This is a genomic window from Pantoea sp. CFCC18179 (assembly GCF_059412405.1).
The window spans coordinates 1-19,005 of sequence record NZ_JBNBPM010000020.1; the positions used below are offsets into that span (position 1 = coordinate 1).

21 protein-coding genes are annotated in these 19,005 nt (G+C 57.4%); 19 read left to right on the forward strand and 2 right to left on the reverse strand.

The window, feature by feature from the left end:
• The first annotated feature begins 67 nt into the window (after window positions 1-67).
• The 3 genes from ACPUC7_RS22860 to ACPUC7_RS22870 all read left to right on the forward strand — a co-directional run bounded on the left by ACPUC7_RS22860 (window position 68) and on the right by ACPUC7_RS22870 (window position 3,594).
• Window positions 68-1,327, forward strand: a complete 1,260-nt coding sequence (locus ACPUC7_RS22860; RefSeq protein ID WP_494924676.1) for a hypothetical protein — start codon at window positions 68-70, stop codon at window positions 1,325-1,327.
• A gap of 760 nt (window positions 1,328-2,087) precedes the next feature.
• Complete coding sequence (locus ACPUC7_RS22865; protein ID WP_494924677.1) at window positions 2,088-2,678, forward strand: hypothetical protein; 591 nt, start codon at window positions 2,088-2,090, stop codon at window positions 2,676-2,678.
• Window positions 2,679-2,742: 64 nt separating this feature from the next.
• Complete coding sequence (locus ACPUC7_RS22870) at window positions 2,743-3,594, forward strand: LPD29 domain-containing protein (RefSeq protein ID WP_494924678.1); 852 nt, start codon at window positions 2,743-2,745, stop codon at window positions 3,592-3,594.
• Between the two features lie 260 nt (window positions 3,595-3,854).
• On the opposite strand, the gene ACPUC7_RS22875 is transcribed toward ACPUC7_RS22870, so the two are convergent.
• Complete coding sequence (locus ACPUC7_RS22875; protein ID WP_233988958.1) at window positions 3,855-4,355, reverse strand: lytic transglycosylase domain-containing protein; 501 nt, start codon at window positions 4,353-4,355, stop codon at window positions 3,855-3,857.
• Between the two features lie 377 nt (window positions 4,356-4,732).
• On the opposite strand from ACPUC7_RS22875, the gene ACPUC7_RS22880 reads away from it, so the two are divergent.
• Entirely contained in the window at window positions 4,733-5,152 is a 420-nt protein-coding gene (locus tag ACPUC7_RS22880) for a relaxosome protein TraM (protein ID WP_203025735.1), read from the forward strand.
• 49 nt (window positions 5,153-5,201) lie between these two features.
• On the opposite strand, the gene ACPUC7_RS22885 is transcribed toward ACPUC7_RS22880, so the two are convergent.
• Window positions 5,202-6,527: a helix-turn-helix transcriptional regulator gene (locus ACPUC7_RS22885; RefSeq protein ID WP_494924679.1), complete on the reverse strand. Its 1,326-nt coding sequence runs from the start codon at window positions 6,525-6,527 to the stop codon at window positions 5,202-5,204.
• Between the two features lie 283 nt (window positions 6,528-6,810).
• Between ACPUC7_RS22885 and ACPUC7_RS22890 the strand changes: the two genes are divergently transcribed.
• The 15 genes from ACPUC7_RS22890 to ACPUC7_RS22960 are packed head-to-tail and all read left to right on the forward strand — an operon-like array spanning window position 6,811 to window position 19,004.
• Window positions 6,811-7,140, forward strand: coding sequence for a type IV conjugative transfer system pilin TraA (locus ACPUC7_RS22890; RefSeq protein WP_203025690.1), 330 nt, complete (start codon window positions 6,811-6,813; stop codon window positions 7,138-7,140).
• Between the two features lie 9 nt (window positions 7,141-7,149).
• Window positions 7,150-7,446, forward strand: coding sequence for a type IV conjugative transfer system protein TraL (gene traL / locus ACPUC7_RS22895; protein ID WP_039390120.1), 297 nt, complete (start codon window positions 7,150-7,152; stop codon window positions 7,444-7,446).
• Window positions 7,447-7,464: 18 nt separating this feature from the next.
• The gene (locus ACPUC7_RS22900) at window positions 7,465-8,037 is read left to right on the forward strand and encodes a TraE/TraK family type IV conjugative transfer system protein (protein ID WP_039390119.1); all 573 of its coding nucleotides are present in this window, start codon (window positions 7,465-7,467) and stop codon (window positions 8,035-8,037) included.
• Window positions 8,030-8,755, forward strand: a complete 726-nt coding sequence (locus ACPUC7_RS22905; protein WP_494924680.1) for a TraK domain-containing protein — start codon at window positions 8,030-8,032, stop codon at window positions 8,753-8,755. The genes ACPUC7_RS22900 and ACPUC7_RS22905 overlap by 8 nt, the downstream gene beginning before the upstream one ends.
• Window positions 8,745-10,133 carry a TrbI/VirB10 family protein gene (locus tag ACPUC7_RS22910; protein ID WP_494924681.1) on the forward strand — a complete coding sequence of 463 codons (1,389 nt, stop codon included), beginning with the start codon at window positions 8,745-8,747 and terminating at the stop codon, window positions 10,131-10,133. Before ACPUC7_RS22905 ends, ACPUC7_RS22910 begins: the two co-directional genes overlap by 11 nt.
• Window positions 10,130-10,486, forward strand: a complete 357-nt coding sequence (locus tag ACPUC7_RS22915) for a hypothetical protein (protein ID WP_203025693.1) — start codon at window positions 10,130-10,132, stop codon at window positions 10,484-10,486. The genes ACPUC7_RS22910 and ACPUC7_RS22915 overlap by 4 nt, the downstream gene beginning before the upstream one ends.
• Complete coding sequence (locus ACPUC7_RS22920) at window positions 10,479-10,643, forward strand: hypothetical protein (protein ID WP_494924682.1); 165 nt, start codon at window positions 10,479-10,481, stop codon at window positions 10,641-10,643. Before ACPUC7_RS22915 ends, ACPUC7_RS22920 begins: the two co-directional genes overlap by 8 nt.
• Window positions 10,636-11,187: a type IV conjugative transfer system lipoprotein TraV gene (traV, locus tag ACPUC7_RS22925; RefSeq protein ID WP_494924683.1), complete on the forward strand. Its 552-nt coding sequence runs from the start codon at window positions 10,636-10,638 to the stop codon at window positions 11,185-11,187. Before ACPUC7_RS22920 ends, traV begins: the two co-directional genes overlap by 8 nt.
• Window positions 11,188-11,194: 7 nt before the next feature.
• Window positions 11,195-13,801: a type IV secretion system protein TraC gene (gene traC, locus ACPUC7_RS22930; RefSeq protein WP_312123363.1), complete on the forward strand. Its 2,607-nt coding sequence runs from the start codon at window positions 11,195-11,197 to the stop codon at window positions 13,799-13,801.
• Window positions 13,798-14,154 carry a TrbI F-type domain-containing protein gene (locus tag ACPUC7_RS22935; RefSeq protein WP_203025697.1) on the forward strand — a complete coding sequence of 119 codons (357 nt, stop codon included), beginning with the start codon at window positions 13,798-13,800 and terminating at the stop codon, window positions 14,152-14,154. Before traC ends, ACPUC7_RS22935 begins: the two co-directional genes overlap by 4 nt.
• A gap of 33 nt (window positions 14,155-14,187) precedes the next feature.
• Window positions 14,188-14,838: a type-F conjugative transfer system protein TraW gene (gene traW, locus ACPUC7_RS22940; protein ID WP_494924684.1), complete on the forward strand. Its 651-nt coding sequence runs from the start codon at window positions 14,188-14,190 to the stop codon at window positions 14,836-14,838.
• Window positions 14,839-14,849: 11 nt separating this feature from the next.
• Window positions 14,850-15,641 (forward strand): DsbA family protein, encoded by a 792-nt coding sequence (locus ACPUC7_RS22945; protein ID WP_312119492.1) that lies wholly within the window; start codon window positions 14,850-14,852, stop codon window positions 15,639-15,641.
• Between the two features lies 1 nt (window position 15,642).
• Window positions 15,643-16,647, forward strand: a complete 1,005-nt coding sequence (gene traU / locus ACPUC7_RS22950; RefSeq protein ID WP_069729361.1) for a conjugal transfer pilus assembly protein TraU — start codon at window positions 15,643-15,645, stop codon at window positions 16,645-16,647.
• A gap of 10 nt (window positions 16,648-16,657) precedes the next feature.
• Window positions 16,658-17,098, forward strand: a complete 441-nt coding sequence (gene trbC / locus ACPUC7_RS22955) for a type-F conjugative transfer system pilin assembly protein TrbC (RefSeq protein ID WP_233453748.1) — start codon at window positions 16,658-16,660, stop codon at window positions 17,096-17,098.
• A 52-nt stretch (window positions 17,099-17,150) separates the two neighbouring features.
• Window positions 17,151-19,004 (forward strand): conjugal transfer protein TraN, encoded by a 1,854-nt coding sequence (locus ACPUC7_RS22960; RefSeq protein ID WP_312119496.1) that lies wholly within the window; start codon window positions 17,151-17,153, stop codon window positions 19,002-19,004.
• Window position 19,005: the final 1 nt, after the last annotated feature.

Genomic DNA, 19,005 nt, shown 5'->3' on the forward strand with positions numbered 1-19,005 from the left:
GCTTCTCAGCCCTTTGCCGCGAGGAACTAACCGAAACATGAATTAACCACCTGACAGGAGAACCAGCATGCACACACAAAACGTCAACGTCGCCGCTTCAGAATCTTCCAAAACATGGGTTGAAAACCCCGAATCCGTTTATTTTTCGCAGAAAGTAGCTGCACTGATTGATCTTGCGAAAATTGAGGGCGATATGCTGTTTTTTCGTACCCTTGCGCGGCTGGATATCGAGCCTGATGACGCAGATGAGGAATATGACGCACCCTGGATTGCACGGGACAGAATTGAGCGGCTGGAAGAAATGGGTGCTGTCAGTTCACCTGTGGTGTACGAAATGGTGCGTGATGTCGATGCAGTGATCAAAGCGACTGATCATGAGCTATCGCGTGGTGAATGGCCAACGCTGAAAGAAATGCAGGCAAGTGCAGCAGACATCAAGGCTGAGGTTATGGAAAGCCTTAAGCCGTTTAGGTTTAGCGTGGATGTCTTAGGGCAGATGGAGTACCCGGAGGATGATCCTGTATATGGCACATACTGGCAGGATGGATGTATACAACTGGGGCGCGCCTGGACGGTAGAAGAAGCAATGAACATTGCGGCGGCAGCATGGCTTAAAGATGAGTGGGACCCGCGCGAGCAGGGTGAGTGCTACTGGGACAGTGATTTTGGCAGGGATATGGGGCCGGTAAGTTTTTCGCCACGCTTGATTGTTATCAGGGACGCGCAGAACAGGAAGGTGCTGACGGCAGATGCAGCAGGCCTTAAGTGGAACTCACACGTTACCAGTGAAGAAGAAATCAGTCGCATCGCCGCAGAAAAAGAAGCGCTACTGCGCGAAGCGGCACAGGAAAGTAGCTGGGACAACTTTGAAACGGCGAGACAGCTACGCGCAAAGGCTGAAGCCACGCAGGCGGGCGTAGTTGATGCCGCCTGGCAGGGACATTCTGATGTGATGGCCGCGCTGGCGGCTTTTGTCCGCCCGGAGCGTAGAACGTGGGGCGACAGGCTAAACAATCGCGGGCTTACCAAATTCATGGCAGACGATATGACGTTTCTGATCAGTCTCATCGAGCGCACCTGCCCGGCAACAAAAAATGAGCGTTACGAGCTGGTACACGGGCTGGCGCTGAACATTGCCGATCACGTAAGCCGCGCCGTCACAGACTGGTCATCGCGACGCCCGAAAATTCCTGCGGCAGTGATCGCTGCCTGGCTGCTGACAAAAGAAATGGTGCTTGAGCTGTTCGGCGAAAACGGTCAGGAAATATGGTCAGGTATAGAGGGCGCACTTAAATCACGCCTGGCTGAATACTATCACGACTGCTGATATCGCAAATCATACCGGCAGGCTACAGAGTGGAGCAGGAGAAATCCTGCCCGCTTTGAGCGCGCCTGAAAAGCGGGCGGCCCTGCGGGCCGGGAAAAGACGGTGCTGCCGCACCGTCTCTCTCCCTTCGCCTGCGCTTTCTCTCTCCGGGACGCTGACTCACGGTCTTCTCTCTCTGCTTCCTGATGCTCCCCGTTCTGCTGTGCTGCAGCTGCTTCTCCGGTTTCCTGTCCATGAAGGTCAACGGCATAAACAGCCTGATGGCCCCCTCCGGCTCCCCGGCGTTGCCGGGTCGTCAGCCCCACTGCGCTAACCGGCTGCGCCGGTAAGCTCCGCCGAATCCCTTCGGGGTTCGGGCCTGCCGGCTAGGGTCTGATGGCAACTGCCAGGTCAACCCCTGCAGCGGGCTTTCGCCCGCGCGTTCACTGGCCACAAAAAGACGTGGCCGCTGAGGACGCCCGCGTTGCGGTCGGGTGTGTGCCTGCTCATCTCAGGCGCGGTGGTCATGTTGCGGTACGTCCCACGCGGCGGGCGAATCAAAGCACCGTCATTCATCAGATACAAGGGTGAAGTGCACGCCTGCGGCGCCCTTGTATCTGCTGCCTGCCGTTGCTTCTCAGCCCTTTGCCGCGAGGAACTAACCGAAACATGAATTAACCACCTGACAGGAGAACCAGCATGCACACACAAAACGTCAACGTCGCCGCTTCAGAATCTTCCAAAACATGGGTTNAATTAACCACCTGACAGGAGAACCAGCATGCACACACAAAACGTCAACGTCGCCGCTTCAGAATCTTCCAAAACATGGGTTAACGGCCCAAAAATCTGCGTCAGCGCAAACGATCTGCGCACGCGCTGGCACGTCACGGGCGAAAACGGCGAAAAGGTCACGCCGTCAGAGGGGAAACACTACCCGGCGCGAAACGGCAGCTATGGCGTGGACGTGCTGCTGCTTGATGAAACAGATGTCATCGCGCTGATGGCTGCCGGACATACTGCGTTGCCGTGTCTGGCGAGTTCAGGCGGAGGCAGGACGGCGCTGTATGACCTGGGCGAAAAGGCCGCCGGGCGATACCTGATTGCCAGCCGTGGCCAGATTTTTTACCGCACGGATTCGTGGCAGGAAGTACGCCAGAAGTATGTCCGCCGGGCGTCAGAGGTGCGGAGCGAGGAAGTGCAGAAGTTTCTCGATAACTTTGACGCGGCGATGGCGGCAGGACTCGACCTCTACAAGGCAAGCGATGTTGCGCGTGGGATCATCTCACTGGAAAACGCCCTGAACCCGGCGACTGAAAATCAGGTAACTCCTGATGCCGCTGATACCACTCTGAACGAGATCCCCTTCTGAAAACGTTGCGCGGCCTGGAAGGGCGGGCCGCTTTTTCGTCTCAACAGATTTAAGGAAAACTGAAATGAAAATGCACAATGCGCAGGCAGTGGTTATCGGTCAGGTTGTCAGCACAGTTCTTTACAATCGCGGACGGGGCGTGGTGTTCGGCGTTCACGGCGAGCAGAAACCGGCATCAGTCGGGTCGCTTTCGGGCTGCGTATCTTATGGCGGAAATGCCACGTTTGATATTGCGTTTGAGAGCGGCGGAATATCTCGCGGACTGCCTGAAAGTATCCTGCATGGAAAACAGTGGAACATATACCCGGAAATAAAAAGCGGGGAAGAAACGGCGCGCATTGTAAAACATGCCGAGTCGGAAGAGCGCCGTAAGCAGCAGGAAAAAGAGGAGGCAGAACGCCTTTATGCAGCTGAGTGCGAGCGTTTAAAAACGGCCCCGGAATATGCCGCGCTCTCGCAGGATAAAAACGGCGCTGTGCAGGTGACGTCTAATATCCGCAAAGAGCTGAAGGCAAAATTCCCGGGTGTTAAATTCTCGGTTCGTAAGCGCAGCTATGACAGCGTAAGCGTTAACTGGACTGACGGGCCGACAGAGGAAGAAGTGAAATCCGTAACCGACAAGTACAAAGACAGTTATTTTGACGGCATGCAGGATATGTCCGTTTCCTGTGCCTCTCCTTTTAACCGCATTTATGGGGGCGTGGGCTACGTTTTTACCGACCGGGATTATTCGGACGGGCTGAAGCAAAAAGCGGTCGATGTGGTTTCTGAAAAATTTAGCGGCAGTCTGAACGGCGAAGAAATTACGCTGGCGCGCTTTAACGCAGGCGAGTTATACAGGGTCGGGCGCGATTACTTCTGGCACAATCAGGGCGTGCAGGGTGAGATAAACCGAACGCTTGCGGAAATAAAATAACAGTCATCGGGGAGCTAATTGGTTCCCTTTTTTTTGCCTGTTATCCGCCGCTAATATTGAACCGGAGACGGATAAATATAAAGCGGTGCGATGCAGGGAACAGGCGTAACGTAAGAAAAAGGAGATGTTTCTCCTGCTACCCGTTCCCGGCATTGAGCCGGGGAGGGTAATTCTGCGCGCGGGCTTCTTTGTTGTCTTTAAAATAACCCTGCGCAGAATGATAAAGATGCATTGCGCGCTTTGTCAGTTTCAAAATCTGTTCAGCCGCTGAAAGCTTTTCGCGGGATTGTGCCTGATTTGATGGCCTTATAATGTTTGTCAATCAGCATCGCATAGTTATAGCGGTTCGTTACGGTGACAGGCTTGTTTTTCATTCCCGCGTTGTACATCCCTACCGCCAGCCACGTTGTGCCGTACTGATTGAAATTACGGCGCAGCAGCATCGCACCGATATAAATGTTCAGGCACGGATCGCTGAGCAGCTTTTCTTTACTGAGGCCGGGATACTCCTTCTTCAGCCGCCGCATCGTTTCCGAATTAATCTGCATGAGGCCGTAATCACTGCTGCCGGGTTTACCGTCTTTTGTCAGGTTAGTATTAATGGCCCCCGGGTTATAGCGGGATTCCTGCCAGGCGATAGCGCGCAGATAGTCCGGATCGATGGAATACCATTCGCCGGCTTTAATAAAACAGTCCGCATTCACGCTGGCGGAGAAAATGCCTGTCGCCAGCAGGGCTGCAGCGTGAGTGAATAAACGCATTGCGGCTCCTGGTTTGAAAAGTTCGGGGGAGATGTCAGGCTCAATAATATCATAAGAGTTAGGTTTTTACACACCACTCGCAAATTTATTTTTGCTGATTAAATTATTTAAAATCAGTGAGTTAGTTGGATATTGTAGATTATTTGAGCAGTAGCGCACTTACCATCTGGTAACCTCGTGGATTCCTGAAGGTTTTTTAAAGGTTACTTAATGGTTTGTTTTAACATTATCAGTAGGTTAGAATGAGAAATCAGCCATTGGTTTCCAGATGGTTACGCCTTTTTAGGCTGGTTGTTACCTGATGGTTACCAGAAAAACTATGCCTGAAACCTTGCGCCCTGACTGGTCCGATGTGAACTTCCTCCCCGTGAATTAAGATGAAAGAGAGAAAAAATATGAATGATGAAAATTCAGCTAAGCGTAACAGGGTCAATCTTACTATCCCTTTTTCACTGCTGGAAAAGATTGATGCCCACGTTGATAAAAAGCTGGAAGACGGTGAGTCTCGCGATACTGCTAACCGATCTGCGTTTGTGATGGAAATGTTCAAGCTGGGCCTCCGTGTTTATGAAAACAAAATAAACAAAGATGCCTCTGAAAAGACCCTTGATCAGAAGCTGGAATTTATCGCTAAAAATGTGCTTGTCAGTGGCTTTATCACTGACGCTATATTTGGTATTCAGAAAGAAACAGTTGATGCCGATAAGGTCATAAAAAATGAAATGGTTCTGGACCCGGAGTGGGTGAAGGCAGTAAATGAGCGTGTAGCAGGAAAATTGCAGGAATACTTTAAATAATTATTCATCGCCTGATGCATCCCACTGGTGTATCAGGCGCATCGGTTTATCATTCTTCCTTACTGTTTGAATCAGACTCTTTCTCCCGCAGTGCTTCCAGTTCTCTCTTCTGCGCTTCACGGATATAGCGGCGCAGCGTAAGCGCGTTAATCCCATACTGCGTGTAAACCTGCTTACGGGTAATTCCGTCCCGCAGAACGGCGTTGACGGCCTGATCGCGGTCGCGTTTAGATAGCACGTTTCTGTTATCGTACTTAACGCGTTTTTCCTGAATATCGGGTAAGTCTTTCTTTTCCCGCCATGCATCTTTTACGGTTGAGACGGTTACTCCGAGAATATCAGACGTCTGCTGCAGCGTTTTTCCCTGAACACGTAAACGAACCGCATGCTCTTTTATTTCTTCCGGAACAGGTCTGTAGTCTTCGCTTGTGCCGACGTATTTTATCAGCGTTTCAGTTGTGATGTCGTATTCTGCAAGAATATGCTTCCTGAGCACGCCCTTGCTTAATTTCATTTTTATAGTCTCGACGTCATCAGGCGACAGCTTTCTCTCTTGTTCACGGGGATTAATTTCTGTTCCGTCACGTTCAGCTATTTTTCTGACGGCCTGGTAAATGGCCGCGCGTGATACACCGCAGGCTTTCTCTATTTCTTCCAGTGTCATCTTTGGCTCTGCGTGGTACATGCCTGAAATCAGCTCCCACTGCTTCCATCGGTAATCCATCGCAGAGTGTCCCTTTCGCTGTTTTATCAGCTTGTAGACATAGGATTCAGAACACCCCTGTTCTTTGCATATATCTTTAACGCGCCAGCCGATCATGACGCGTTCCATTATTTTATCTGCGTCGGGTCCGGATTTTATTGCGACAGTCTTTTTCGGTGTGCTTTCTTTCTTTGGTGCGGGCGCAGTTTTTGCGCCGGGCAGCGCAGGCTTAATTTCAGCTTTAATTGTCTGGCCCGGTTCTATAAATATTGCCTTATCAAGGCTGTTTTTTAATTTACGGGCCTGCCACAGGTTTACGCCGGGGCACGGAAGGGGAGAAAGGAATGCTGCATTAATCATTATCCAGGCGGCGGGGTCAGGCACGTCTGAATAATCCCTTATCTGCGCAAGCGAGCGTTCAGCTGCCGCACGCAGCTGCCGTACAGAGACGCGATTCTTTATAAATGCCAGTAAAGGAATGGTGACCAGCTGGCAGGCATAAAAGCGGGTTTCGCTGAGGGTGACCTCAAACCAGCCCGGGTCACGCATGTAATGCAGAAGGGCATCATTCAGCAGTTCAGTTAAGGCTGCCTCATGATTTGTCCTAAAAATCTTAGTCGCAAAGCCCGCCGGATCGGCGACATGCACAATCAAATCGGCAGTTTCACGCATGATTTCTTATTCTCATTCAATCAGTTAGGAACTTAAGTGAAATTTCTTAGCATGACGATAAGCTAAATTGATCAGTAAGATCAATAACTTAAATTGAAGTGTGCGATCCGGAAGCGTAAAAAAACGTCAGCCGGTTAAGAAACCGTAAGCATCTGTAGCAATCCCACAGATTTGTAAAGGAAGAGTAACCGGTAAGTCAGTAATTTGACTTAAGGCCATACAGGCAAAAACAAACGATAGTTCAACCGACTGATCATTATATCCCTAACTGAGGAAAAAACCTATGAAGGGCTCTCTCTCTTCGTCTTTAAACTACTGCCGCAAGGCAGGGGCGGTAGCGTGGAAGAAAATGAACAAATCTGCGCTGCTCTCAGCACTGGCGATCCTGGCTGTTTCTGTGATGCCAGCCCACGCCCAGGACTACTTCGCAGGGGCAAAAACTGATGTTACGGATACGTTCGGCGGCAACTCAGCCGTTGTATATATCCTGTATGTGATTGAGATTGCATTCATCGCCTTCACCTACATCAAAACCAAAAACCTCGCACTGTTCGGCAGCATCGCCGCGCTGCTGGTTTTCGTGAACGTCGCCTTCAACGTCATCCCGGCTTAACGTCTGCTTATGGATAAACGTGACCGGTATACCTATGCGGCTACGTTTTCCGAGCAGAAGCGGTTCGTGGGGCTGCCACCTGATGAGTTCTGCCTGTATGTGCCACTGGCACTGCTGGCAGTTTTTCTCAACATGTGGATTTTTGGCCCCACGCTTTTAGCCGCCGTGGTTGGAATACGTCACCTCAAGAAAGGCCGCGGTTCTCAGTATCTTCTCAACCTTGCGTACTGGTGCCTGCCCACCTCAGTGATGCGCTTCTTTATCAGCATCCTGCCTGACAGCTACAAACGGCACTGGGTCGCCTGATCCCCCTCCGGAGACAACATGGAATTAAAGCTGCGTTCGGCGGGAAACCGCAATATGGCCGTGGCTATTCTGGTGCTGCTCGTTATCACGATCCTTGCGCTCCTTCTCTGCTGGCGCATCTACGGTGATAACCGGGCGCTGATGAATCAGCTCCTTAATAACAAACAGACCATTATCGTTCCCTACGGCGCGGACACGCCGTTCAGCTTCACCGGCGAGCGCGGCGACGCCCGCTACCTGCGCCTGATGGCGCTGGCGTGGCTGAATCTGCGCCTCAACATCTCCGACAAAAACGCAGAGGCCAGCCACGAAATGCTGCTGGCGGGCGCCTGCGATGGCGCGGAGAAATCACTCAAAGGCGTGCTGGCTGACGAAGCCTCACGCGTTAAAGGTAACAGCGGCGGGTCGGTGTTCTATCCCAGAGACGTCAGCGTCTGGCCGGACAAGGGCATCGTGGACGTGACCGGCGATCTGCAGCTGAGCTACGGGCTGCACGACGGCAAGCCGGTGAAGAAGCACTACCGGCTGCGCACCGACACCCGAAACAACCGTCTCTGCTGGAGCGCTTTCCTGGAGGTTCCCGATGCGTAAATCCCTGCTAATCAGCGCCGTCGCGCTGCTGACGGCGTTCGGCGCCCGCGCTGAACAGCTGACGCTCAATCCTGGTGCCCGCGTCAATGCGGCGGTGAGTAACATCAATCCGAACTACCTGCGCGTGAACGATGACCGCATCCTCAGCGTACAGGCGGCGCAGGGCGTGCTGAGCGCCAAATCCCCGACGCCGGAAGGCGCGGTTGTGTTTTCCACCGTGACCGACAAGCCGTTCACCATGTTCGTACAGACCGCGTCCGGGTTTGCCTTCTCTGTGCAGGCGACGCCGGGCAAGCGCGCAGGCCTGAGCCTGACTGTAGATAACCGCGAGGTGAAGGGCACGGAAGAGGCGCGGGAGTACGAACAGAAGCAGGACACCTACAGCGCGCTTATCAGCGGCCTGGTGGGAAGATTCATCACAAACCGCAAGCCGGCAGGCTACGTGCTGAGTAAAAACACCGACGTGCCGGTGAGCGAGTCGGTGAAAAGCGCGTTTGCGCTGCGCCCGGTGACCGCCTGGCAGGGCGACCGGGTACGCATCGTGCGCACGGACATCACCAGCCTCTCCTCGCAGCGCATTCGACTGAGCGAGCGCTACTTCTGGAGTCCGGGCGTGATGGCGGTGGCGTTTCACCCGCAGCTTGACGTGCTGGAGCCGGGGGCAAAGGTTTCGGTCGTAACGGTATTCCGTACGAAAGGAGGCCCGGATGAACCTTAACAGCCTGGTCCGCAGCAAACAGCGCAGGCTGTTTGGCATCATCCTCGCCGCCGCTGTCGTCATCATCGGCGGCCTGTACCTTGCGAACCGGGGCGCAACCGGAAAGAGCGGGGGGCATGAAAGTAAACCCGACCGTGCCACCGCCGAGCCGGATCTGACCGGCGGGGGTGTGGTCAACGCTTTTGACGGCTCCGGGCAGGGCTCGCTACTGGTGAGCGCGCAGAACCGGGAGAAAGAGGCGCGGGAACAGCTTTCCTCCATGCAGAAAGACTTCAAGTCGCTGAAAGACCAGATGTCCGACGTGATGAACAACAACAAGTCGCTGCAGCAGAACGTCAGCGACCTGATGGATCAGCTGAAAAATCAGCAGAACCAGCCAAAAACGCCCCCCGCCGGACAACAGGCACAGCAGGGCGCGCAACAGGGGGCACAGCAGGGTGCCGGTTATACGCCGCCGCGTACGGAATACACCTTTGCACCCGCGCCGGTGCAGACCGGACAGATCGATAACCAGACGTTTGACTACTCGCAGTTTGAGCCCAAAGCGAAAGACACCTCGTTCTGGGTCCCGACCGGCACGTTCTCTGATGCCATCGTGATAGAGGGGGCCGACGCCAACGCCTCGGTGCGCGGTGAGAACAACCTGGTGCCGATGCAGTTCAAGCTCAAGGGCCGGGCGCACATGCCGGGTAACAACAAAATGGGGCAGCTGGATAACTGCTTCGTGACGGCAGCGGCCTACGGCGACATCTCCAGCGAGCGCGCCATTGTTCAGCTGCAGCGCCTCTCCTGCATCATCGACGGCAAGCACGTCGATCAGGCAGTGAAGGGGCACGTTGCCTTCTACGGCAAGAACGGCATTAAGGGCGTGCCGGTGATGCGCAACGGCAAGATTCTGGGGCTGGCCTTCACCGCAGGGGCGTTGGGCGGTCTCGGTCAGAGCGCCTCGCAGGTAGGCCAGACGGTCACCGGCATCGGCGCAACCAGCACGGTCAGCGGCGGAGATGTGGCGCGCGGCGCTGTGGGCGGTGGCGTGGGCAAGGCGGCGGACAAGCTGGCCGACTACTACATCGAGCGGGCCGAGCAGTATCACCCGATTATCCCGATTGGCGCGGCGAACCGCGTAGAGGTGGTGTTTATCGAAGGCTTCCGCGCGAAGTTCATTGAGGATGAAGAAGCCGCGAAGCTTGCGAAAGAGCAGCAGCGTTCAGGCGGGCAGCAGCAGGACACACAGACCCGCGAGCAGGGCAACAGCGGCCTGCCGCCGGATCTCGTGGGCAAGCTCGGCGACGCGACCCGCCTCAACATGAATGACTTCGTGACCCCGACCAGTGGCGGGCAGGCGAAGAGCATGACTCCACAGGGCGTGGCGCAATGACGGCTGAAAAAATCCGGCTTCGTCACGCAGAGCACTGCGGCTGGATGGTTTTTACCGAACGGACGGTGAACTGCTTCGGGCGTGAGGCCGACGCGCGCATCCCGGGCCTGCAGGCGCTGGGGTTCGGGGTGAAGAAGCTCTACTGCAAGCCCGGCCTCATCCCGGACGACGGCTACGTCGCCCTGTTCGGGGAGACGCTGCGCCGCCTGCTGGAGGTCGCTCCCGGCGATGCTTTTGCCATGAGCATGCTCTCACGGCTCGGGACCAGCGGCAAAAACGGCGACCTCTTTATCGACTTTACCGAAATCGACGCGCTGTCATCCGGTAGCGCCGGCGGAGAACATCATGAATAACTCGACAGATGTAAGCACTACACAGCCTGCTGATGACCAGTCTCCTGCTGGTCATTTTCTGATAACGGGCAAAACCGGGGCGGGAAAAACCGCGCTGGCCATGACACTCATGAAAGACCTTCTCAACCAACACGCAGACGGAGAGCACCATGACTAAAGCTCACTCTTTTATCATCAGCGCGCTGGCCGTCATGTTGAGCGGCTGCGCGGGCATGAACGGCGACTTTGAGTTCGACAAGCCGGCAAAGGATTCCGGCGTCTGGATGTCGCAGGCCGACGATATGTCCGCCGGCAGCAGCGGTAACGCGCCGGCAGCGGCTGCACCGAACGGATTTACCGGCGCAGGCATTCGGCTGGACGACTACCGCCTGATTGATACCGGCACCATCCGCCTGGACCCGCAGACCGATGCGCAGGCGCGGCGCAGCGGCCTGAGCGACGGTATCCCGGTGCGCGTGGCGTCATCCGGCGAGGTCCGCCCGTTCACCCGAGAAAACGGCGTGCTGCGCACCGACACGCGGCAGACCGCGTACTGCAGCGCGGCGCACTGCTTTCCGGAACCTGCTGCCGCGTTCCGCCGTCCTGACGGCGTGGCGCGCATCTGGATAGCGCCTTACGTCTCCCCCGACAACAACGTCCACATGGGCGAGGTCATCTACAGCGTCTCCAGTCACGGCGACTGGAGCGGCATTCTGATGTGAGGTCCGCATGAAATTTCTGAAAGGCTTCCGCTTTGACCCGCTGAACGTGGTGGAAACGGTGGCGGGCATTCTGGGCGAGCGGGACACAACGAACGAGACGCGCCAGAAGCTGCAGGACATGGACTACCCGCATATTCGCGACCTGCTGCCCTACAAGGATTATGACTCTGAAAGCCAGATCTGGGTTAACAAGGAGTCGGTGGGATTCGTGGTGGAGAGCCAGCCGCTGATTGGCGCCAACGAGAAGCTGGCCGAAAGTCTGGAGTATTTGCTGCGCGACGTCGCCCCTCGCGACGTTCCGCTTCAGGTGATGCTGGTTTCTTCCCGGGCGGTGAAAGAGCAAGTCGAGCAGGGGCTGAAAAACTTCGCCTGGAAGGGGCACCGGGCGGACGAATGCAACGATGTGACCGCGCGCTTCTTCCTGAACGGTGCGCGTTTCACCTACAACAACGGCCTGGACCATCCGCTGACCCTGCGCGACTACCGCCTGTTCTTTATCTGGGCCATGCCGGTGAAGCACCTGAGCGAAACCGACATGATCCGTGTGCGCGACGTGCGACGTAATCTGCTGAACGCACTCAACGCCGCTGACTTGTGGTCCACTGCCATCGGCGTGAGCGAGTTCAGCAGCGTGCTGCGCGAGTTCTTCAACCACGACCCGGCGCGGCTTGAGCGCTACGACAGCGAGTACGATCCGGCGGCCGACCTCAGCACGCAGTTTGTGGACCGCACCACGTCCTGGCGGGTGAAACCCTCGCACATCCGGATTGAGGGCAGCGACGCGAAGAATAAGCCGTTTGCTGCGCGCATGGTAAACCTGAACCTCGATCGCAACCCGCAGGAGCACTTTCTGTGGCAGAACGGCAACATCATTCAGGACCTGATGTCCCCGACCAACGGCATTCCCTGCCCGTTTATCTGCACGATGGTGCTGACCACCGAAGAACAGATGAAAAGCCAGGGGGAGGCAAACAGCCGCTTCCTGTCGCTGGACTCGCGCGTGAACACCAGTTACGCCAAGTACATTCCGTCAACGACGCGCCAGCACGCAGAGTGGAAAGATGCCCGCGCGCGGCTGCTGTCGAATCAGACGTCGCTCACGAGCTACTTCTACGGCATCACGCTGTTCTGCCCGGACGACGATGACCTGACTTCTCGCTACACCGAAAAGACGCGCAACGCCTTCGCCGCGCAGGGGCTGCGCTTCGTGCGCGCTGACTTTATGCAGCTGCGCAACCTGCTGGCCACGCTGCCGTTTGCGATGGTGAATAAAAAGCTGCGTGACGACTGCCGCAAGACCGGCGGCATTCAGCGCTCGGAGTCGTTTCACGCGGTGAACCTGATGCCGGTCATCGGCGACAACAAGCTGTGCGCCTCGGGCATTCTTATTCCGAGCTACCGCAACCAGGTCGCGTTTATCGATGTGTTTGACGAGAGCCTGCCGAATACCAACTTCAACTGGTTTATGTCCGGCACATCCGGCGCGGGTAAGTCGGTACTGGCGAACTCGATAGCGCGATCGGTGCTGGACAAGGGCGGGACGGTGGCGGTGCAGGACATCGGGGACTCCTACAAGGCGGCGTGCAGCAGCCTTGGTGGCACCTACATTAACGGTGATTCCCTGCGCTTCAACCCGTTTGCGAACGTCACGGACATTACGCTCGCCGCCGAGCGCATCCGCGATCAGCTGTGCATTCTGGCGAGCCCCAACGGCCTGCTGGACGAGGTGCACGAGTCCATGATCCTGGAGGCGATCACCGAATCGTGGCCGACTTATGAGCAGGACATGCGTATTGACCACGTCATTGACTACCTGAAGAAGAGGCAGGCCGCCATTAGCCGCGAACACTCCTCACTGATTGGCGGGCGCATTGACGAAATCACGACCCTGCTCGGCAAGTACAGTACGAAAGGGATCTATGGCCGGTTCTTTAATTCGTCCGAGCCGACCCTGAAGCCTGATCTGCAGTTTGTGGTCACCGAACTGGGCGACCTGCGCAAGCAGCAGGACCTGCTGTCTGCGGTGCTGTTCAGCATCATGATCTGGAACGAGAACATGATGTACACCACGCCCCGCAGCATGCGAAAGATGAACATCATTGACGAGGGCTGGAAGCTGCTCGGCGGCTCCAGTACCAAAATCAAGGACTTCATTGAGGAGGGCTACCGCACCGCCCGCCGTCATAACGGCTCTTACGGCACGGTGACCCAGGCGATACGCGATAAAAACCTGTCCACGGCGGCGCTCGCGGCCTACGACAACAGCTCGTTCAAGTTCACCTGTATGCAGGACGCCAAGTCGTTTACCACCTTCCAGAAGGAGGAGCCGCACGCGTTCAACGAGCTGGAGTGGGAGATGATCAGGAAGTTCCCGCCAGCGAAAAAGGCGCGCTACAGCTCGTTCCTGCTGAGCGTGGGTGAGTTTTCCAGTTTCCACCGACTCATTCTCGATCCGCTGAGCGACGGGCTTTTTTCCTCCAAAGGCGAGGACTTTACCTACCGCGAGAAACGTCTGCGCGAGGGCGCGGACATCAAGGACATCCTGTTTGAGATGGCCGATAACGATGCGCACAAGCGCGACATCATCCACATGCTGCGGGAGATGCAACTTTGAATACAAAACACCTTGTGGCGGGCTGCGGCCTGTCGGTTGCGCTGAGCGTGGGCGCGTGTGCGGCCGCATGGTTCCTCTGGCTGAAGCCGCCGATGCTGGTCACCTTTGACATGAAGGGCACGACCAATGCGCTTATCCGGCAGACCGCGAAGCTTGACCTGAACGACGATCAGCGTAAGGCGCTGCTGACCCGCTTTGACCGCAGCGTCACCACCGCTACGGCGGAATATGCCAGCGAACACGGTACGGCCATTCTGGTGAGCCCTGCCGTAGTCACCGGCCTGCCGGACGCCACGCCGGAGATTCAGGCGCGGCTCGCTGAACTGATGAAGGCCGGTAACCCGCAGCAGTAACCCTGTCCGATCACCCCAACCGGAAGTTTCCCGATGACACATGCAACTCCGCTGGCGCGCCTGGCCGCCGGCGCGCTGCTCGCCACGCTCAGCCTGCAGGCGGGCGCGGCTGAGCTGGGCACGTACGGCGATACCTGGGACGTCCGCGAGCGCAACCTGATCGCGGTCCTGAAAGACAACCTGAAGCAGCACTTTGACGGCCGGTCGCAGGCCGACATTGAGCGGGAAATGCAGAAAAAGGCCGAAGACGAGGCGATGCGCCCGCCGCCGGTGGCCGGACTCACTACCGCGCGCGAGACGCACAGCCGCCTGTTTGATCCGTCGTTCACGGTTCAGCGCGACATTGCTGACCAGAACGGCGTGGTGTTCGCGCATAAAGGCCAGGTGGTGAACCCGTTTGACGTCATCCCGGTATTTGACGAGACGCTGTACTTCATCGATGCCGACGACGACCGGCAGATTGCCTGGATGAAGCAGCAGGTGCCGCACACCACGACGTCCCGCGTCATCCTGGTCAACGGTAATGTGCGCGACAGCGCAGAGGCCCTCGGCGGCCGGGTCTACTTCGACCAGACCGGCAACATCACGAAAAAGTTCGGCATCACGCAGGTGCCTGCGGAGGTAAAGCAGGCGCCCGGACAAAAACTCTTCCTTATTACTGAATTCGGTCTTCCCGACCGCTAACGGAGCCAGACATGAAAAAACACATCCTCGCCGCCGCCCTGACGCTGAGCCTGACCGGGCACGCGATTGCCGCTGACGACGCCTTCAGCGATACGCAGAAGGCACAGATCGGCGAGATTGCAGCGGACTACCTGCGGGCCCACCCGGAAATCCTGATCGAGATGAGCCAGAAGCTGCAGGCGCAATCGCAGGAGAAACAAATGGCCTCCGCCGCCGGCGCAGCGCTGAAGGAGCAGGACGCGCTGCTGAACGATCCAGCCTCACCGGTGCTGCACCCGAAGGGCGACGTCGCGGTCATCCAGTTCTTTGACTACCAGTGCATCTTCTGCGCGAAGGTCGCCCCGACCGTGGAGCAGTTCATCAGCCAGAATCCGAACGTGCGCTTCATTTATAAGGAATGGCCAATCTTCGGCAGCCGCTGGCCCGCGTCGGTACAGGCGGCGAAAGTTGGCCTGTCTGTGTACAGGAAAGGCGGCGCAGAGGCGTATCACCGTTACCACGCCGCGCTCTACGAGACCGGCCACAACGAAGGGAAGCTGCTGGATGAAGACATCCGCCAGGCGGCGGTGAAGGCGGGCGTGACCACGACGCCGAAAGAAGAGGTCGAGGCAATGGGCGCGGCGCTGGAGAAAAACAATCAGCTGGCCCGCAGCCTCGGCATTCAGGGCACGCCCGCCTTCTTCGTCATGCCGGTGACGGGGGCAACCGCTGAGAACGTCAGCGTTATCCCGGGTGCGACAACTCTGCAGGGGCTACAGGCTGCAGTAGAAAAAGCGCGCGGCGGCGTGAAGAAAGGAGGCTGATATGGCCTGGCGCACGGTTTTACTGGCGCTCGCGGTGTGGGTCTGCCAGCCGGCGCTTGCCGCTGACAACGGCAAGACATCCCTGACCTGCGAGGGGCGCTGGGTTAACCCCATCACCGACGTGTGCTGGGAGTGCCTGTTCCCGATGAGCATTGGCAGCGTGCAGGTGTCGGCCGGATCGCTGCCGGATACCGAAAACCCGTCATCGCCCATTCAGTTCTGCCCGGCGCCGCCGCCCATTTTTGAGCGCCCGGGCATCGCGATTGGCTTCTGGGAGCCGTTTGCGATGACTGACGTGACGCGCTCGCCCGGCTGCATGGTGAACATGGGCGGCTTCAACATCAACATCCCGAACACCGGCACCGGCACCGGCACGAAAACGGCGAACGAGCACCCGGGCACCTTCTATCACGTCCACTGGTACAAGTATCCGCTGATCTCCTGGCTCAACATTATTACCTCGGAGATGTGCATGCAGGGCGGGGAGTATGACATCGGCTACCTGTCGGAGCTGGACCCCACCTGGCAGAACGACAACCTGGCGCTGTTCCTGAACCCGGAGGTGATGCTGTTTGCGAACCCGGTGGCGCAGATGGCCTGCGCGGCGGACGCGGTGGCGGCGGGCGTGAGCAAACCGATTGATGCGCTGTTCTGGTGCGCGGGCTCGCACGGCTCGATGTACCCGTTCACGGGCAACATCGTGAACGAGTCGAGCGGGCTCAACAGCGGGGCGCTGCTCTCCGAGCGTATGGACTTCAAGCTGCACCGCGAAGGGCTCATCCTGGATACCGTGCCGCAGAACACTGCCGTCTGCTACGAGTATCCGTCCGCAATCATGCCGAAAAGTCGCTACCGCTATCAGATGGTGAACACCATCCCGGACGTGGCGTCCTGTCATCCCTTCGGGCGCAACGTGATGCTGTGGCAGACCGGTAAGGAAATGCCCACTACCAAAAAGAACTATGGCTATCTCATCTGGAAAAAGCGCAACTGCGTTGTGCTTTAAGCGAGGACACATGAGGAAAACACGCAACACGCTGCTGATTGCCGCCGGGCTGACGGCGGCGATGGCCGCGCAGGCGGAGGACGCGCCGCAGGGCACGCAGGTCGGCAGTACGGAAAACGAGACGGCCTATTTCCTGTCCGCGTCAGTACCCGAAAAGGAGATGGCCATTCTGATGAAGGCGGCCGAAGCCCGGGACATTCCGGTGTATTTCCGGGGGCTGGTCGGCGACAGCATGGAGCAGACCGCGAAGTACATGATGTACATGGTCAGCACCTATAAGGTGCGCGGCGTGCAGATAGATCCGGTGCGCTTTGAGCGCTACGGCGTGAAGCAGGTGCCGGCGCTGGTGAAGAAGTGTGGCGACCACTTCGACATCGTGTACGGCAACGTCGCGCTGAATCAGGCGCTGAGCATGATCGAGACGCGCGGCGACTGCCGCAAAAAGCCCTGACCGGCCCCGCTGCCCGCTGCGGCGGGCTTTCTTAACCTTTCCGGAACCTCTTATGAAAAAAGCCACTCGCTCCCTGCTGCAGGGGCTGCTGCTAACCTGCCTGTCGGCCAGCGTTCTGGCGGCGTCGATGGACGCTTCCAACCAGGAAGGCATTAACGCCGGTAAATCCGCAGACGGCACGACCAGCGCCGATCCGAACGGCTACTTCGACAACTACAGCTCAGACGCGCCGCAGCGCGGCTACTACAGCGGACCGACCCAGACGTCATCGAACATTGACGTGAAAGGGCAGACGGAGCTGAGCGAGTCTGATTTAGGCCAGACCGCGCGCGAATCCTACGTGAATAACCCGGCGGACAAGCTCAGCTACGACTCTGACATGATGAAGTACAGCGACGAGATCCGTGAAAACGCCAACGCCATCACCGGCGTGAACGGCAGCCAGTGCGTGGCACAGGAGCTGAACAAAACCACCTACACCACACACAGCTGTGAAATGGCCACTCCGCTAACTCAATCTTGCACGCGCAAGGCCACCATCGTGACGACCGGATCGTATGAGGAGTACAGCACGCAGCTGGTTCTAAATGCCGGCAGCTCGACGGCGGTGCCGGTTGATAACTTCTGGATACGTTATGACTTCACGGTTCCTGAAGACGGCACTATCAGCAGCGGGGTCTGGGCGTATGAATACCCGCGAGCACCCTCGTATCATGGGGAGTCGGGCAATCGCCTCTGGTACTACATTCAGGCGTTTGGCACGACGGTGAAGGCCAAGCCGAACCGGAACGGGGATTTTGGTATCGCGACGCAGAAAGTGACGAAAGGGCAGACGGTTTCTCTGTTTGTGCTTTACGACACTGACGGCAACAAAGGCAGCGCGCGGGACGGGCTGATCAGAACGATTGCTAACGGCACCAACGTTTTTCGCGTGACGCTGCCGATGCAGGCAGTACGCGACACGGTCACGGCGAGCATCGAATGGACTAACAGCTGCCCGGCAGACATGGGCGACGCGGTGAAGATGAGCGAGGTCTGCAGCGACCCGGGCGGCACCCGCTCGGTGACAGTCGGCGGCAAGGCCTACAGCCTCTACAGCGACTGCTGGGGCTACACCACCCAGTGGAACGTGTTCGAAGACGACACCAACACCTGTCAGGCGTACATCGACGATCCGAACTGCAGCGAAGGCACCCGCACCTGCACCCAGAAAATTGGCAACCTCTGCGTTTACAGCAAGCTGACCTACCAGTGTGCGCACACCGTGAAAAGCACCGGCTACGTGTGTGGCTCGGAGTTCTACTGCTCGGACGGCAGCTGCTCGGCGATGCAGGCGGGCCAGAACCAGAACTTTGAAATGGCGGTATCGCAGCTGGCCGCGCTCGCGGCCGCGGGCAAGGACTTCGCGGGCATGGACCCGAACCAGGTGACGGCGTTTACGGGTAAGGCAATGGCCTGCCGCAAAAGCGCGGCGGGCTTCAGCAACTGCTGCAAAAGCGGCGGCTGGGGTCAGAGCGCGGGGCTTGCGCACTGCAACACTGAGGAAAAAGAGATCGGCACCGGCAAGGAGAAAAAGCTGGTCGTGAAGGTCGGGTCATACTGCTCGAAAAAGGTGCTCGGGGTCTGCCTGCAGCAGAAAGAGGGCTACTGCGTGTTCGACAGCAAGCTCGCCCGCATCGTGCAGGAACAGGGGCGGCGCGACCAGCTGGGCATCAGCTTCGGCTCGGGTGAAAGCCCGGACTGCAGGGGAATAAAGGTCGCCGAGCTGCAGGGCATTAAGTTCGATCACATTGACTTCAGCGACTTCTACGACGACCTGAACAGCAACATCAAACTGCCCGACCAGGACGCGCTGAACCAGCGCATCACCTCCGACATCCAGAACAGCCTCAAATCAGGAGATTAAG